The organism is Altererythrobacter sp. KTW20L, from assembly GCF_023501975.1.
In the GTDB taxonomy this organism is placed as follows: domain Bacteria; phylum Pseudomonadota; class Alphaproteobacteria; order Sphingomonadales; family Sphingomonadaceae; genus Alteraurantiacibacter.
The window spans coordinates 142,505-158,499 of sequence record NZ_JAMFLH010000009.1 but is presented as its reverse complement, the minus strand read 5'-3'; the positions used below and the strand labels follow the sequence as shown (position 1 = coordinate 158,499).

At 63.2% G+C, this 15,995-nt stretch carries 15 protein-coding genes and 1 pseudogene; 7 read left to right on the top strand and 9 right to left on the bottom strand.

The annotated features are described in order from the left end of the window. Positions 1 to 79: 79 nt before the first annotated feature. Positions 80 to 3,007 (bottom strand): TonB-dependent receptor domain-containing protein, encoded by a 2,928-nt coding sequence (locus tag M3P36_RS10805; RefSeq protein ID WP_249703267.1) that lies wholly within the window; start codon positions 3,005 to 3,007, stop codon positions 80 to 82. A gap of 119 nt (positions 3,008 to 3,126) precedes the next feature. Here M3P36_RS10805 and M3P36_RS10800 point away from each other — a divergent pair, with 119 nt between their 5' ends. Both M3P36_RS10800 and M3P36_RS15340 read left to right on the top strand, forming a co-directional pair. Next, positions 3,127 to 3,999 carry a LysR family transcriptional regulator gene (locus M3P36_RS10800; protein ID WP_249703265.1) on the top strand — a complete coding sequence of 291 codons (873 nt, stop codon included), beginning with the start codon at positions 3,127 to 3,129 and terminating at the stop codon, positions 3,997 to 3,999. A gap of 78 nt (positions 4,000 to 4,077) precedes the next feature. Beyond that, positions 4,078 to 4,414: pseudogene (locus M3P36_RS15340) on the top strand (helix-turn-helix domain-containing protein); the annotation flags it as partial. A 149-nt stretch (positions 4,415 to 4,563) separates the two neighbouring features. On the opposite strand, the gene M3P36_RS10785 reads toward M3P36_RS15340, so the two are convergent. The 5 genes from M3P36_RS10785 to M3P36_RS10765 form a co-directional block, all read right to left on the bottom strand. After that, positions 4,564 to 5,352 carry a sulfite exporter TauE/SafE family protein gene (locus tag M3P36_RS10785; protein ID WP_249703263.1) on the bottom strand — a complete coding sequence of 263 codons (789 nt, stop codon included), beginning with the start codon at positions 5,350 to 5,352 and terminating at the stop codon, positions 4,564 to 4,566. A gap of 30 nt (positions 5,353 to 5,382) precedes the next feature. Then, on the bottom strand, positions 5,383 to 7,803 hold the full coding sequence (locus tag M3P36_RS10780; protein ID WP_502798379.1) for a TonB-dependent receptor: 2,421 nt from the start codon (positions 7,801 to 7,803) through the stop codon (positions 5,383 to 5,385). Positions 7,804 to 7,908: 105 nt separating this feature from the next. Continuing rightward, positions 7,909 to 8,079, bottom strand: a complete 171-nt coding sequence (locus M3P36_RS10775; RefSeq protein WP_249703259.1) for a YezD family protein — start codon at positions 8,077 to 8,079, stop codon at positions 7,909 to 7,911. A gap of 129 nt (positions 8,080 to 8,208) precedes the next feature. Beyond that, a complete protein-coding gene (locus M3P36_RS10770; RefSeq protein ID WP_249703257.1) occupies positions 8,209 to 8,658 on the bottom strand; it encodes an RrF2 family transcriptional regulator in 450 nt (149 codons plus the stop codon). Positions 8,659 to 8,677: 19 nt separating this feature from the next. Further along, entirely contained in the window at positions 8,678 to 9,322 is a 645-nt protein-coding gene (locus tag M3P36_RS10765) for a recombinase zinc ribbon domain-containing protein (protein ID WP_249703255.1), read from the bottom strand. An 18-nt stretch (positions 9,323 to 9,340) separates the two neighbouring features. Here M3P36_RS10765 and M3P36_RS10760 point away from each other — a divergent pair, with 18 nt between their 5' ends. Then, entirely contained in the window at positions 9,341 to 9,688 is a 348-nt protein-coding gene (locus M3P36_RS10760) for an alpha-L-arabinofuranosidase C-terminal domain-containing protein (RefSeq protein WP_249703254.1), read from the top strand. 9 nt (positions 9,689 to 9,697) lie between these two features. On the opposite strand, the gene M3P36_RS10755 is transcribed toward M3P36_RS10760, so the two are convergent. Both M3P36_RS10755 and M3P36_RS10750 read right to left on the bottom strand, forming a co-directional pair. Continuing rightward, positions 9,698 to 10,630 (bottom strand): Gfo/Idh/MocA family protein, encoded by a 933-nt coding sequence (locus M3P36_RS10755; protein WP_249703253.1) that lies wholly within the window; start codon positions 10,628 to 10,630, stop codon positions 9,698 to 9,700. Then, the gene (locus M3P36_RS10750) at positions 10,627 to 11,637 is read right to left on the bottom strand and encodes a glycoside hydrolase family 43 protein (RefSeq protein WP_249703252.1); all 1,011 of its coding nucleotides are present in this window, start codon (positions 11,635 to 11,637) and stop codon (positions 10,627 to 10,629) included. The genes M3P36_RS10755 and M3P36_RS10750 overlap by 4 nt, the downstream gene beginning before the upstream one ends. A 147-nt stretch (positions 11,638 to 11,784) precedes the next feature. Between M3P36_RS10750 and M3P36_RS10745 the strand changes: the two genes are divergently transcribed. Beyond that, positions 11,785 to 12,552 (top strand): FadR/GntR family transcriptional regulator, encoded by a 768-nt coding sequence (locus tag M3P36_RS10745; RefSeq protein WP_249703251.1) that lies wholly within the window; start codon positions 11,785 to 11,787, stop codon positions 12,550 to 12,552. Here M3P36_RS10745 and M3P36_RS10740 read toward each other — a convergent pair. Beyond that, positions 12,549 to 12,719 carry a hypothetical protein gene (locus M3P36_RS10740; protein ID WP_249703340.1) on the bottom strand — a complete coding sequence of 57 codons (171 nt, stop codon included), beginning with the start codon at positions 12,717 to 12,719 and terminating at the stop codon, positions 12,549 to 12,551. The two genes, M3P36_RS10745 and M3P36_RS10740, sit on opposite strands and share 4 nt — an antisense overlap. Before the next feature lie 33 nt (positions 12,720 to 12,752). On the opposite strand from M3P36_RS10740, the gene M3P36_RS10735 reads away from it, so the two are divergent. The 3 genes from M3P36_RS10735 to scpA all read left to right on the top strand — a co-directional run bounded on the left by M3P36_RS10735 (position 12,753) and on the right by scpA (position 15,994). Beyond that, positions 12,753 to 13,301 carry an MFS transporter gene (locus M3P36_RS10735; protein WP_502798378.1) on the top strand — a complete coding sequence of 183 codons (549 nt, stop codon included), beginning with the start codon at positions 12,753 to 12,755 and terminating at the stop codon, positions 13,299 to 13,301. Positions 13,302 to 13,347: 46 nt separating this feature from the next. Next, positions 13,348 to 13,761: a methylmalonyl-CoA epimerase gene (mce, locus tag M3P36_RS10730; protein WP_249703250.1), complete on the top strand. Its 414-nt coding sequence runs from the start codon at positions 13,348 to 13,350 to the stop codon at positions 13,759 to 13,761. 88 nt (positions 13,762 to 13,849) lie between these two features. Next, positions 13,850 to 15,994 (top strand): methylmalonyl-CoA mutase, encoded by a 2,145-nt coding sequence (gene scpA / locus M3P36_RS10725; RefSeq protein ID WP_249703249.1) that lies wholly within the window; start codon positions 13,850 to 13,852, stop codon positions 15,992 to 15,994. Position 15,995 lies beyond the last annotated feature (1 nt).

The following is a 15,995-nucleotide window of genomic DNA, read 5'->3' as shown; positions in this document are numbered from 1 at the left end:
CTCCGGCACCAGAACAGTGACCTGCTTGTCTAGAAGCGTGCTGTGCCGGCCGGGCTGGTTGGCCCGGCCAGCATTAGAGCTAGAACGTGGCGCGAACCCCGGCCTTGAAGAACCGGCCGATCGGGTTGAACAACACATTGTTGCCGGCGCCGTTGGCACCCGGGAAGCGCGGCGGATCCTGATTGAGGATGTTGTCCACCCCGGCATAGAATGCCAGATCCTCGGTAAATCCGGTCGGCACGTTGACTGTGCCGAGCAGATCGAAATAGGCCCGGGCAGGCACGGAGTTGATGTTGGCGCTGTTGGGGTTGGTAAACGCAAACCCTTCATCACCCGGCTGGACAAATGTGGGGAAGAAGAACCCGCTGTTGATCCACCGCGCACGGCCGCTGATTGAGAACGTGTCGTTCAAATCGAGGCGCATGGTAGCGTCCACAGTCCAGTCGGGAATGCCCGCAGGCGTGCCGCCGCGCAGGCCGGTCTGCCCCGCCCGTTCGGTCTGGCCCACCGAATCCACAGTGATCAGGTCCATCACATGGCTGGCCAGGATCACCAACGAAAGATCGCTTTCGTTACCGAGCGGCTGGTTGAAATCGATCTGGAAATCGATCCCGCGGGCGATCAGCTGGTTCACGTTCTGGATAGTATCGGTCACGTTTGTGATGTTGTTGTTCACATCGCGCGTAATCAGCGAACAGCTCAGCTGGTCTCCAGCCACACACCGGTTGACGATGTTCTGTTGCCCCAGCGTGCTGATCGCATCCTTGATATCGATGTCGTAATAATCGATCGAAGCGCGGAATTGGCCGAGGAACCCGCCCTGCGGCTGGAGCACAACGCCTGCAGTAAAGGTGTCGGCCGTTTCGGGAAGCAATCCAGCATTGGAGCCGCTGGTAATCGGCACGATCACCTGCACCCCGCCGTTGCCGGTATCGGTCAGGATGCCCGTGGCCGCTGTTACCGGTCCAAACAGTTCGGACACGTTGGGCGCGCGGATATCGCGCGACCGGGTTACACGGAACCGCACGGCATCGACCGGTGCCCAAACCGCGCCCGCCTTCCAGGTGGTTACACCAACCGAGGTGCTCGCCTGAAAATCGCTCGACCGGTCGTATTGCGTCCGCCTGATCGCGCCGTTGAGGCCCAGCTCGCTGAAGAACGGCGCATCGCGCACCAGCGGCACGTCAACTTCGGCATAGCCTTCGGTAACTTCGATCTTGCCCGAAATCAGCGATCCATTGCCTGCGTTGAAAAAGCCGCGGGTCCGCGAGATGGCATCGGTATCGCCATTCACGGTGTCGCTGCGATACTCTGCACCGAAGGCCACGCCGAGCGGCCCGGCGGGCAGTTCGAACAGCGTGCCGGTGATGTTGCCGGCGATCACGTGCTGTGTCGTGCGGTTGGTCTGGAAGCCGTCTGCCGTCACATAGTCCACCGCGCCTTGGAAGTTCGGACCCTGCCCGGTTCCAAAGGGATTGAGCGGCACGCAGGCGGGATCGTTGTTGTTTGGATTGCTGTCGGCATTGACCCGGCAGACAGGCTGCCCGTTCAGGGTCGTGGCATCGAGCGCACGCAAAATGTTGGCGGTGATCGTGTTGTTGCGCAGGTCGCTGCGGAAATCGTTCCGACCGAACTGGTAATAGACATCGGCCTGCCAGTCGGCGGAAAGGTCATACTCGGCGGCCGCAACTACCCGGAAAACCTCATTTGAGACCGCAATCTGCACTGGTCCGACATCGTTGAAGCCCTTGCCCAGAGTGAAGCTGGTGGCGCCGCTGTTGGCCAGAATAGTTGGGATATCCAACGTGGGATCGGTCGAGCGCGGAATGAACGGATTGTCATTGCGAATGGTCAGCGCGGTGTTGCGATAGGCAGTGCTGCGGTGCGTGCCTTCGCTCCGGCCAACGTTAACCCCGAGTTCGAGCGTGAGATCGGGGGAGGCATCCCAGGTCAGATGTCCGAGCGCGCTGTACCGTTCGGTCGGCGAGACAATCGGGAAATCGAAGTAGACGTTCTCCACCGATGGATCCGGCGTTTCGCCGCCGATCATCCAGATGCTGTTGGCAAAAGTGCCAATCTGATACCTACGCGGTACGCCGTTATCTGAGAAGGTAATCCCGTCGATCGGGCGAAGCAGCGGGGTATCGCGGCCGACAAAGGCGCTGGCGGGCGGCGTGGTTATGCCCTGAAAGTCGGTCGACCATACGCTGGCGCCAGGAAGGATATTGGTTGCCGGTCGGGTCGGAGCCTGACCCGGCGACAGGGCGTTGCGGCCAACGATGGTAAAGCCGTTCACGCACCAGTCGCGGTCGCGGCAAGCATCTATGCCGTCGGCCTTTTCCCATTCGCCACCGACGACGAAATGAAGGTTCGAACCGATTTCCCAGCCGGCTGCCATGCCGAATTGCCGGGTGAAATTGTCATTCTCGTTCGAAATGCCGACCTGGCTGTTGAACTTGTAGCCGGTGTAGCGGGTGTCGATCAGCAGGTTGACAACGCCTGATACCGCGTCCGAACCGTACACTGCCGATGCGCCGCCAGTGACCACCTCGGCGCGGCTCAGCAGGATCGAGGGGATCATATTGGTGTCAACGGTGGCCTGCGTGGTCGACGGCACGAAGCGGCGACCATCAACCAGCGTCAGCGTACGCACAGCACCAAGCCCACGCAAATCGAGGATACGGCCGCCGATGTTGAGGCCGGCCGCCGGATTTAGGCCCGAGGTGGCTGGAGTGTTCGATGCGCGAAAGGAAGGCAGTTCGTTCAGCGCGTCACCCAGATTGGTGATCCCGCGGTCTTCAAGACGGTCCGCGCCCAGCATGGTCACCGGAGTCGGTCGTTCGAAACTGGACTGGATGCGCGACCCGGTTACGACAATTCTATCGCCTTGGTCTGCTGCCTGAGATTCGCTTGCGTTATCCTGAGCGGAAACCGCGCCTGCGCTCACAAGGCACGTTGCCAGTGCCATCACGCAGCTGCTGGAAGCGAACTTTAAGCCCTTCTTCATCTGGTATCTCCTCCCGAACTTGCCAATTCCTGGTCTAGTTTGTGTGGCGGAGGCTAAGCCCGGTTGAGTATGATAACAATAACGCTTAATGTGACCCTAGCATTCTCGGAACGCGAACAATGGACACACTCGTCAACGTCAGAACCTTTCTCGCCGTCGTGCGATCGGGCAGCTTCGCCGCTGCTGCCCGCGCATTATCAGTTGCGCCTTCTGTTATCTCCAAGCGGATCGGCCAACTCGAACATGAATTCGGCATAACCTTGTTCCATCGCTCGACCCGTCAGGTACTCCTGACGGTCGATGGAAGCCGCGTGCTGCCTCGCTGTCAGAAATTGCTGACGGACTACGACGAGTTGCGAGAATTTGAGACGGGGAATACAATTCACGGTCATTTGCGGATCGATGCTCCGGGCACCGTAACCAGTCGCATCTTCGGCCCAATCTTCAGCGATTTCCTTGCGAAGTACCCCTCAGTCGACATGGATCTGCGACTGAACGACCGGCTGGACAATCAGGCCAACCAAGACTGTGATTTGGTCATCGGCACTCGTCCGTCGACTTTGGAGCAGATCATCGATTTTCCTCTGATGCCCTACACTAATGCGACCTATGCAAGTTACGAGTATCTGGAAAAGCATGGGGAGCCCGAACACCCTAGAGAACTTGTCGATCATCGCTGTCTCGTTTCGTTGTTGTACGGCACAGTTTGGCATTTTTACAGCGAGACGGGGGACTATGCGGTGACGGTCATTCCACGCTTCCAGGTGAATGATACGCTGATTCTGCGAGAAGCTGTGCGCCGACACCTCGGTATTGCGGTTTTGCCCACGACCTTGGTTGAGGACGACATCAAAGCTGGCCTTCTCAAGCCCCTTCTGCCTAGCTTCCGGCCGCCGCCTTTGTGGCTCAAAGCGCTCGTCCCCATGCAAAAATTGAGCAAGCCAAGCGTTACTGCGCTCCTCGATTTTTTAGATGAACGTCTGAGAGTGTGATTCAGAATTGTCCGTTGTCATTTCATGGCATTGCGATGCGTCGTGCGAGGAGCTGTATCGAGGCGATGAACTGCTAGCTTGCGGGATGATTTTGACGGCCGCAGCTTGAGGCAATTGGCGCGGAAGTCGAAAAGTGCGAACCAGGCCCCGGCGGCTTTTGGCATTGGCCGAGATCTACGACGTTGGCAGCCGGGCAGCGGCAGCGCGGATCGGCGGAGTAGGTTTACAGGTCGTGCGTGACTGGGTGGTCAGGTTCAACGCCCGAGGTCCCGATGGTCTGCTCAATGGCGAGGCGCCTGGAAGACAGTCGCTGCTCAATGAAGCCCAGCGCCGAGCGCTTGGCGAAACGGTCGAGCGCGGTCCGATCCCGGCGATCCATGGCGTCGTTCGTTGGCGGCTGGTCGACCTGGTCCAGGGGCTGGGGGGGCGCCGAGATTGCGAACACGCTCGGTATTGCGCGGGCGAGTGTCTATCATGCGCTTTCTGGTGGTTGAGCCGCAAAGTCTACATAGCTTCCCTATCGGTTGAACGACTTTAGGCGGGAAAACGCAGCGCTTCCTGGAGTCAGAAGATCGGCCAGGCCCGGTAGACGCTGAACGCGCTGGTTGCGATCAGCACAACAGCGACGATAGTCAGCAGCGGGCGCACCGGCACCTTGGCGGTGATGCGCGCGCCGATCGGCGCGGCAATCACGCCACCGATAATCAGGCCGATCGCGACATTGAGATACTCCGAGAAGATCTCCGTCCCCAGGCTGATCACGAAGGCAATTGTGATTGCGGTCGTCACGAGGAACTCGGTGGTGTTGACCGTGCCGATGGTCCTGCGCGTGTCGCTGCCCTGGACGAGCAGGTTGCTTGTAACCACCGGCCCCCAGCCGCCGCCGCCCGCCGCATCCAGAAATCCGCCCACCGCCGCCAGTGGAGAGGTGTATTTCGGGTCCCTGACGGTCGGCTGCAACTTGCGCACCGCTTTGACCAGCAGGTAAAGGCCAACGCCGGTCAGATAGATCATGACAAACGGCCGCGCCAGCGACGCATCGATATTCGAAAGCACCGTGGCCCCGGCGACACCTCCAATAATGCCGAATGGCGCGAGCCGCCTGAACAGCGCCCAGTCGATGTTCTTGTGCGCGATGTGGCTGGTGCCTGATGCGGCAGTGGTGAACATCTCGACCCCGTGAACGCTGGCCGATGCCACCGCGGGCGGCAGCCCCAGCACGCTGACAAGCATTGTCTGCGTGATAACGCCAAAGGCCATTCCCAGTGCACCGTCGATAAGCTGTGCGGCAAATCCGACCAGGATGAACGGCAGCAGGTCATAGAACGTAATATCGTTCAGGAAATCGAACATGAGGTTGTCCCCTTGGGCAGTTCGGATGGATCAGAAATTGTAGGCAATGGTCAGGCCGTAGGTCCGCTCGTCGCCCGGCTGGCCGACGATCAGCCCGGTGTTGCCCGAAGGAACGGCGAGCTGTTCGAAGTATTCGGTGTCGAAGGCGTTGCGCAGCCAGGCGAAAATGTTGAGCCCGTTGTCGGTGCGGAAGCCCGCGCGGAAGTTGGCGATCGAGTAGCCGGCAACCTGGGTGTAGATCGACGGGGTGGGATTGGACGAGAAGCTCGACCGGGTGTTGGCATCGACCCCGAAGTAGATCTCGCCGTCCTGCTCCAGGAAGGTCACCGGAGCGTTTGCCTCTGCACCATAGGAGAACACCCATTTCGACACGCCGGGCAGGATCTGACCCGAGATGTCGCAGTTGGCCGGACTGTTCGTGCCCGGAGCGCCGGGAGCCCCGATCACTGGTCCTGTGCCGCCGCCAGAGAGTTCCGGCGGGCATGGCGCATCGGTGAATCGGCGATAGGTTGCATCGGTATAGGAACCTGCGACATAGGCGCTGAACCGCTCGCTCGGCCGGGCCGACAGGTCCCATTCGATACCCTGCGTCCGCACCGCCTCGGCATTGGCGAGGTAGCCGCGCTGCACGCCGAACTGGCCGTTCACCACCAGCGCCTGGTAATCGTCGATATCGGTGCGGAACGCGCCGACATTGAGCGTGATCCGCCGGTCCCAGAACTGCGACTTCACGCCCGCTTCGTAATGCGTGACCGATTCGGGCAGCACCGCGCCTGCCGCCAGGATCGGGTTGCCCGCCGCATCGTTGGGCACGCCGTTGAGGTTCACCCCGCCCGGCTTGAAGGTCTTGGCATAGGTGGCATAGCTATTGATGTCGTCGGCCAGTTCGAACGTCGCGGTCAGATCGTAGCTGAAGTTCCAGTCGGAGAATCTGGGCTCGAACCTTTGCGGAGAGGCCACGCCGCGCTGGGCGACAATGCGCGGATCGGTGCTGGCGAAAGTCACCAGCTGGCCTGCGCCATTGGTTACGACGGAATCATACAGCCCCACCTTCTTGTCATAGTTCACCCGGAACCCCGGCTGGATCGAGAACCGGTCGGTCACCTGCCAGTTGAACTGCCCGAAGGCTGCCAGGCTGGTGTTGTCGAGCCGGATATCGTTGTTGGCGGTCAGGCCATCGAGCACCGAAGGATCGTTCGCCAAGGCGCTGGTGGGGTTGAGCAGCCAACGGCTGGCAGCGGGACCGAAGCGAGTGAGGCCCTGGGTGCGCACTTCCTGGCGGAAAGCGAAGGCACCGATCAGGAAATCGTAGCTGTCGCCCACGTGGGCGTAGCGCAACTCCTGCGTATACTGCTTCTGTTGCGAAGGGTTGTTCGACGCCGTGTTGATCGGAAGGCCGGTAAAGTCGCGGTCGTTCTCGGGCAGCCAGTTCCAATAGCGGTAGGCGGTGATCGAGGTCAGCGTGCCGGGGCCGGTGTCCCAGATCGCCCGCACCGAACCGCCGCCGATCTCGTTGCCCGCATTGAGCGAGGCATCGACATCGGTCAGCCGGTCGAATGGGTTTGTGCTGACGACCTCATAGCCCTGCGCTGCGGTGAGCGCCGCATACTGGCGGTTCAGGGGCCGCTGGGTCGATCCGGTGCGGACATAGATCTGCGCGCAGCACTCGGGGTTCTGGCGGCTGAAATCGCCGGCCAGCAGGACTTCGAGATCGGCGCGGGGCTCCCACAAGAGTTGCCCGCGCAGGCCAAGGTTTTCCTGCTCGTTGATCCAGTTGTTCGACGTGACGTTATAGATCGTGCCGCGGCGGCTGGTCGAGGAAACCGCGAACCGCGCCGCGAGGCTGTCGCTCAGCGGCCCGGATACGGACGCCTTGCCCTGTTTGAAGCCGAGGTTGCCGAAGGAAACCTCCGCGCTGCCTTCGAAGTCGAAGGTCGGACGGCGCGTAGTGATGTTGACCGCGCCCGCCGTGGTGTTCTTGCCATAGAGCGTGCCTTGAGGTCCGCGCAGCACCTCGATCCGGTCGACATCGAGGAAATCGAGCGTGGCAGACGCAATGCGCGCGAAATAGACATCATCCACATAGATGCCGACACCCTGATCGAACCCGTCATTGGTGAGGCCGAACGGCACGCCGATGCCGCGGATGTTGATCGCGGTGTTCCGCGGGTTGGACGAGTAGAAATTCAGCGCGGGAGTAAGCTGTTGCAGCCGCTGCACGTTGAACGCGCCGATGGCATCGAGCTGATCGCCACCTACGACGCTGATCGCCACAGGCACTTGCTGCGCGCTCTCCTCGCGACGACGCGCGGTCACCGTAATGGTGTCGCCAAATGTCGGCGCGGTCTGGGCAGTCTCAGGCTCGGTAGTTGGTTGCGCCTGCGTAAAAGCCGGTGCTGGTGCAAGGGCGGCGGAGAGCAGCAGCAGGCTGCGGATGGAAGTCAGGTGCATCGTATCGCTTTCGAACAAGCGGGCGTGCATCCGGCGATCCGGTCTGCTGGTCCCTTGGAGTGGTGGGATGGAGTAGAGTTGAACTTTGCGATGCCCGTGGTCGGGTCAGTCGCCGAGGCGTTTCCTCTCGGTCACGTCGATCTGCATCACGCGCCCGTCATGCACGGTAAGCTGGATTGCCCCATATCGCAGGCGCGACAGCGCATCGCTGACGACGCCCAGCGCCTCGGGCAAGAACGCGGCCGGATCGCCGCTGCGCTTGTCATCCTGTGGCATTGCCTGGCCCTTCGTTACGCGGCTCCTGGCCGCTTCGAGGCCCTATTCTCAATCAATTTTGTTGACAATAGGGCAAGGGGTCAAGATTTTGCATTCAGGCTGGAAGGATCGCTTGGAGCGGTGAGGTGATCAGGGCGCCCCTGCGGGGTCGTCGGCGAACGACGGCACCGGGTCGATCCGGTCGGACAGGCGGATACCGTCGAGCAGTTCCGCCGTCCGGTCGCGCACGTCGAGCATCAGGGCGCGGGTCCGGCATTCGCCTTCTTCCAGGCAGTTCTTGCACTTTTCGTGGGCATAGCGGCTGGCGCAGGGCACCAGCGCCAGCGAACCGCGCATGATGCGGATGAGGTCGCCATAGGTGATGTCGATGGGGGACAGGGCCAGCCAGTATCCCCCGTCGCGCCCGCGCATCGATGCGACCAGGCCGAACCGTGTCAGTTCCGACAGGATCACTGTGAGGAAGCTGGCGGGGATCTTCTGCCGCTCCGCAATTTCGGCCAGTTGCACCGGCCCCTGGCCATAGTGATCGGCCAGGTGTTGCATGGCGCGTATCGCGTAGCGGGTCTTCTGGGATAGCATGGCAGGCTGTGTAGCCGACTTATGCGCTGGCGCCAACGAGACGCCCGATCTCCGCTGTCAACGCCATGCCAGGAACGCCCAGAAAAGCCAGTTCGGAGGCGATCAGTTCGGGGACGTAGTGTTCGTCTGAATAAGGGGCTTCCGGCCCATTGACTCGTGACGCCCTCGTCGCCGATAGCGCGGCGAGCCGGCTTGCGAACTCAGGATCGCTCGGCTTCATGACCCCCTCTTCGATCAAAACAAGAAGCCGATCAATTGCATTGCGTCGCCTGGTTCGCTCAGCACAGGTTTGGGAAAGTTCTTGCTCAAGCTTCCCCCGCTTTCCGTCGGAAAGCTCGATCACGTCACTGAGCAATTGCTCAAGTCTGCCTGGGCCGAGAATTCGCTTCTCGATCGCCCGCAGGACTACCTCGTCGAGCTTCTCCCGCCTGACGTTCGGGCATTTGCATCTCTGGCCGATGTTCGTCCGCTCGTTGCATTTGTAGTAGTAGTATTTCTGCTTCGATCTCGACGTGCCCGAGCCGAGTGTCATCCCGGCACCGCACCCAGGCATGCCGCATTTGGCGAGACCCGTGAGCGTGTTGTTCCGGCTGCTGCGCGTGCGGCGCCATTTGGGTCGGGGCGCGAGACGCACGCAAGGCAGCAACTCGCTCAAATTGGTCACGAGTAATGATCTCGGGGCATGGCACTTCGATCTATTCTTCACGTTCAGGAACCAGGCTATCAGCACGATGGCATGACCCTGCCGGGCGTGGACGCCGTGGCCTTCCGCGATACGGCGGGAGCCTTGTGGCTGGCGCTGGTCAACCTCGATCCGCACGAGGCGCGCGAAGTGGCAATCGACGTGGCAGGGCTGGATGTGCGGAGCGCTGCGGGCGAAGTGCTGACCGGGCCGAATGTGAATTCGCTCAACACCTTTGCCGCTCCTGCCACCGTGGCTCCTGCGCCCATTGCGGGCCGGGTGTCGGGTGGCACGGTGACGGTGGACCTGCCGGGCAAGTCGGTGGCGGTACTGTCGCTCAGCCGCTGATTGCCGCTGTCATTCGTGGAACGGGGCGACCTGGTCCACGGTGCAGCGGGCGAGCGCCTGGCTGACGAGATCGAGCGGGGCGAGGTCCGCCTCGCTGGTCCCGTCGGCGAGGCACTGCGCGAAATGGGCATAGAGCGCGGGGTAATCGCGGTCGGCGGCGCGCATGGTGCCATCGGTTGTCGTGAGCATCGATCCGCCGAGCGACAGCAGCAGTTCGCCCTCGTACGTCTCGACCCGGATATCCCAGGTCTGCGGGCCCTGCTGGAGGAAATCGAGGTCTAGTGTGACCGGCATACCCGTCGTGTCTGTCAGGTTGACCTGGCCTGATACCGGCGCGGCGCAATTGGCGGGGAATTGCAGCGCGCCGCCGGTTACTTCCAGCGGATTGGGCAGGATCGCCGTGGCAATCGACAGGGCATTGATGCCCGGATCGAAGACGCCGAAGCCGCCCTCGCGCCAGATCCAGTCCTGCCCCGGATGCCACACCCGCACGTCTTCGCGCCAGGTGATCGCCACGCTGCGGACTGCCTTGCCCGCCAGCCAGGCGCGCGCCGGGGCGACGCCTGCGGAATAGCGCGAATGCCAGGCGGCGAACGACGTCAGGCCTGCCGATTGGGCTGCACTGCGCAAGGACTCGGCCTCGGCCATGGTCGCACCGGGGGGCTTTTCCAGCAGTACGTGCTTGCCCGCTGCCACGGCTTCCCGCGCCAGCGCATGGCGGAACTGCGGCGGGGAGCACAAGCTCACCGCATCGAAGGCCACTCCGCTGGCGGCAAGCTGGGCCAGCGTGGCAAAGTGCAATGCGCCCTCGACGCCTTCGCTTGCCGGATCGACAGTGGCCGCCAGCGTGAACTGCTCCGCCATGGCAATAGCAGGCAGGTGCTGGTCGCGGGCGACCTTGCCCAGCCCGACCACGGCGATGCGGCAGGGTGCTTCGCTCATCGTGGCAGCAACAGGCCTTGCGTGGTCTGTTCTACCGGCAGGATCAGGCCGTTCTCGTCGAACTGCATCCGCTCCACCGCCACGGCCCGGCGTCCGATGGCTCCTGCCTGGTCACCCACGGTCAGCGTGCCGACATGGTAGAACAGGTACCATTTGCCGCGAAACTCGATGATCCCGGGATGGATGGTGAAGCTCTTCGCGGCAGAACCCGTGATCTCCCCGCGCCATGTCCACGGCCCCTGGATCGAAGACGCGGTGGCATAGGATATCCGCTCGTCCGGGCTGATGGCGCGGTCCATCGAGGCATAGGCGAGGTAGTAGATGTCGCCGCGCTTGAAGACCCAGGGGCCTTCCTCGAAATCGGGCAGGTCGATCCGTTCGATTGGCCCTGAAAAGCTGATCATGTCGGGGGCGAGGCGGGCATATTTGAGCTCCGCATTACCCCAGAACAGCCAGCTCGTGCCATCGGGTTCGGTCCAGACGGTGGGGTCGATGTCGTCCCAGTGGTGCGGACCTGCCGTATCTTCGTTGCGCACAAGGGCCGAGCCGCGGGCATCGACGAAGGGGCCCAGCGGATTGTCCGCCACGGCCACGCCGATGGCCTTGCCGTGGCTGGTGGCCGGATCGTGCTCCACCGTGGTGTAGAACCAGAAGCGGCCATCCTTTTCATGCACCTGGCTCGCCCAGGCATCCTTCTGCGCCCAGGCAAAGTCGGTCGGCCGCATGATCGGGCCGTGATCGGTCCAGGTGACCATGTCCTTGGTAGAATAGGCAAGCCATTCGGTGATGTTGAACATCTCCTCGCCCCGCGCCTCGTCATGGCCGACATAGAGGTAGAGGGTATCGCCCACCACCAGCGGAGCGGGGTCGGCCGTGTGCCGGTCGCGCACCAGCGGATTGCCTTCATAGGTGAAGGTCGGGGGCGAAGGCATCGCGCTTTCTTGCGGCGCGCAGGCCCCGAGCATGAGCAGTCCGCCCAGTGCCGCCAATCTGTCCAGTCGCCGCATCGCCATTCCCTTGCCGTGATGCCAAAGAATTACTCCGACAAATACCCGTGTCAAACCCTGCGTGTCGACAACGTCGGTTGATTTTCCCTCCACATGCCCGAATAGGCTAGGATGCAGGCCGCGCAGGCGTGCCGCAAAGGGGAGCCGATGGACAAAGCCAAACCCGAGGGGCCAGACCAGCTGGCCGAAGCCCTGGCGCGCACGCCGCGCGGGTCGGGCCGTCGGCTGCGCGGAGCCGTGGCGCACTATCTCGGCAGCGCGATCGTATCGGGCCAGATCGCGCCCGGCGCCAAGCTGACCGGCGAGATCGCCAATTCCGAAGCGCTCAACGTCTCGCGCAGCGCCTATCGCGAAGCGGTGCAGGTGCTGACGGCAAAGGGCCTGGTGGCCAGCAAGCCCAAGGACGGCACGCGGGTCATGCCGCGCAGCAACTGGAACCTGCTCGATCCGCTGGTGCTTACCTGGGCATTCACCGGCGAGCCCGATCCTGGCTTCGTGCGGGACCTGTTCGAACTGCGCGCGCTGGTGGAACCCGGCATCGCCCGGCTGGCGGCGGAACGGCGCAGCAAGGAAGACCTGGCAGCGATGAAGGCGGCCCTTGCCGCCATGCGCCAGCACACGCTCGCCACTGAAGCGGGGCGCACTGCGGACCGCGAATTCCACGAAGCCCTGCTGCGGGCGGCGGGCAACGAAGTTCTTATGTCGCTGGCGGCCTCCATCGGTTCGGCCGTCAACCTCACCACGCAATACAAGCAGCGCGCCCGCGCCCTGCCGCGCGATCCGATCCCCGACCATGCGCGGGTCTATGATGCCGTGGCGGCTGGTGACGGCGATGGTGCGGCCGCAGCGATGCAGGCGCTGGTGGACCTGGCCCACCGCGATACCCGCGAGGTGATGGACCAGACGCCGGGTTAATCAGCCGGATCGAACGACAGGTTGGCCCCGAAGAACGGCAGCACGTGGTCCTGCATGCCAAAGCCGAGCATGTTGGTATGGTCGCCGTCATAGACTTCCAGCGAATTGGCCTGCCCGCACTGGGCTCCGCCACCAGCCGCGTTTCGCGCGAGGAGCGGCGCAAGCATTCGCTGTGGAAGCACCGCAACCTGGTGCTCGGCGTGCCGGCGATCTTCATCTACCTGATTGCCGAAATCGGCGTGGCGAACCTGTTCATCAACTTCGCCATCCTGCCGCACATCGCCGGGATTACCCCGGCAGAAGCAGCCAATTACCTGGTGCTGATGTGGGGCGGCATGATGGTCGGGCGGTTCGGCGGCGCCTATATCCTGCGCAGTTTCCCGGCGGACAAGACGCTGGCGGCCTTCGCCCTGTTCGCGCTGGTGGTGATGGTGGGGGCGGCCACTTTGGATGGCATGATGGCGCTGTGGTGCCTGATCCTGGTGGGGCTGGGCCATTCGATCATGTTCCCCACAATCTTCGCCATGGGCATCAAGGGGCTCGGGCCTTTGACCGAGGAGGGCTCGGGTCTGCTGATCACCGCCATTGCCGGCGGCGCGCTAGTGGTCGCGCAGGGCTGGCTGGCCGATGCCTATGGCCTGCAGAACAGCTTCTGGCTGACGGTCCTGTGCGAGGTTTACATCATCTACTACGCCTTGTGGGGTTCGAAGCCCAACGCGGTCGTGGAGGAGGAAACCGTCGCTGCCTGAGCGATAAGGACTTGCAAGGGGCCCTGCCGCAGCGGAAGGTTGCGGCATGGAACTGGGACGGCTCAATCATGTCGGCATAGCGGTGCCCTCGGTCGACGGGGCCATTGCCTTTTGGCGCGATATAATGGGCGCCACGTGCATCCATGAGGCGTTCGATCTGCGCGAACAGGGTGTGCGCGTTTGCTTCGTCGATACACCGAACGGCCAGATCGAACTGCTCGAACCGCTGGGTGATGCCTCGCCGATTGCATCGTTCCTCGCCCGCAACCCTCGTGGCGGCCAGCACCACCTGTGCTTTGAAGTGCCCGATATCACCGAGGCGCGCGATTGGTTCGAGATGCTCGGCAAAAGGATTCTCGGCCCCACGCGGGTGGGCGCGCATGGCACGCCGGTGTTCTTCGTTCATCCGGCGGACATGCAGGGCGTGCTGACCGAGATCATGGAAAGCCCTCGAGGATGATGGTTCGGGTTCCGTTCGTGTCGAGCGAAGTCGAGACACCGCACTCCAGCCTTTCGACTTCGCTCGAGGCGAGCGGGAGGTGGGGAATATGACCCGCAAGACCCTCTACACCGCCGCCGACATTGCCGGGATCGACCCCGGCCTGCCGGGCGAGCCGCCGTTCACCCGCGGCCCCTACGCCAGCATGTACACCGAGCGACCGTGGACCATCCGGCAGTATGCGGGCTTCTCGACGGCGGAGGAAAGCAACGCCTTCTACCGCCGCAACCTCGCCGCCGGCCAAAAGGGCCTGTCGGTCGCCTTCGATCTGGCCACCCATCGCGGCTATGACAGCGACCACCCGCGCGTCACCGGCGATGTCGGCAAGGCCGGCGTGGCGATCGATACGGTGGCCGACATGCAGGCACTGTTCGACGGCATCCCGCTGGACGAGATGTCCGTATCGATGACCATGAACGGCGCGGTCATCCCGATCATGGCGTTCTATATCGTCGCCGCCGAACGCGCCGGGGTGAGCGCGGACAAGCTATCGGGGACCATCCAGAACGATATCCTCAAGGAGTTCATGGTCCGCAACACCTATATCTACCCGCCAGAGCCGAGCATGCGGATCGTGGGCGATGTGATTGCATATTGTTCGGCCCATATGCCCCGCTTCAATTCGATCTCGATCAGCGGCTATCATATGCACGAGGCGGGCGCGACGGCGGTGCAGGAGCTGGCCTTCACCATCGCCGACGGGAAGGAATATGTCCGGCGGGCCATGGCGACGGGGCTGGATATCGACAGCTTTGCCCCGCGCCTCTCGTTCTTCTTCGGCATCGGGATGGAACTGTTCACCGAAGTCGCCAAACTGCGCGCCGCGCGGGTGCTGTGGGCCGAAGTGATGGCGGGGCTGGGCGCACGGAACCCCAAATCGCTTGCGCTCCGCACCCATTGCCAGACCAGCGGGGTGAGCCTTGCCGAACAGGACCCCTACACCAACGTGATCCGCACCACGGTCGAAGCGCTCGCCGCGGTGCTGGGCGGCACGCAAAGCCTCCACACCAATGCGCTGGACGAGGCGCTGGCGCTGCCGACCGATTTTTCCGCCCGCATCGCCCGCAACACCCAACTGGTGCTGGCCGAGGAAACCGGCATCACGCAGGTGATCGATCCGCTTGGCGGCAGCTACTATGTCGAAGCGCTGACCGCGCAACTGGCGGACGAAGCGCGCGCGCTGATGGTGCAAGTGGATCATGCCGGCGGCATGACCGCCTATGTCGCCAGCGGCGCGCCCAAGGCCGCGATCGAGGCGGCGGCAGCGGCCAAGCAGGCTCGGGTGGATCGCGGCGAGGCGGTGATCGTGGGGGTCAACAAGTACCGCCTTGATAGCGAAGACCGGATCGCCACGCTTGATGTCGACAACCACGCGGTGCGCGCGGGCCAAGTCGCGCGGATCGCGGCGGTGAAGGCCGCGCGGGATGAGGCGGTGTGCCAGTCGGCGCTGGATGCACTGCGGGCGGGAGCATCTAAAGCCCCCACCCCTTCAGGGGAGGGGGTTGGGGGCGGGGGCCGCAATGCGCCCTCCATGTCTGCCGGACAGCCCCCCCTCCCAACCCTCCCCCCTGAAGGGGAGAGGGCTAATTTGCTCGCTCTCGCCGTGGAATGCGCCCGCGCCGATGCGACCTTGGGCGAAATCAGCGCTGCTCTTGAACAGGTATTCGGCCGCTATGAAACCCGCCCCACGCCGGTCAGCGGGGTCTATTCCGCCGCCTATGCCGACGATGCCCGCTATGCCGAAGTGCTCGCGGGCGTCGAAGCTGTCACCACCCGCTTGGGCCGCAAGCCCCGCCTGCTGGTCGCCAAGATGGGGCAGGACGGCCACGATCGCGGCGCCAACGTGATCGCCAGCGCCTTTGCCGACATGGGCTTTGCCGTGATCAGCGGCCCCTTGTTCCAGACGCCCGAGGAAACCGCCGCCATGGCCATTGCCGAGGGGGCGGACGTGGTCGGTGTGTCCACCCTGGCAGCAGGCCACCTGACCCTCGTCCCCGAACTCGCCCGCCACCTGCGCGATGCGGGCCGCGCCGACATCAGGCTGGTCGTCGGCGGCGTGATCCCCCCGCAGGATTACGACGCCTTGCGCGAGGCCGGGGTGCAGGGGATCTACGGGTCGGGCAGCAATGTGGTCGAATGCGTGGCCGACGTGCTGCGGCTGCTGGGGCACAATATGGGGCCGGTGGGGGAGTGAG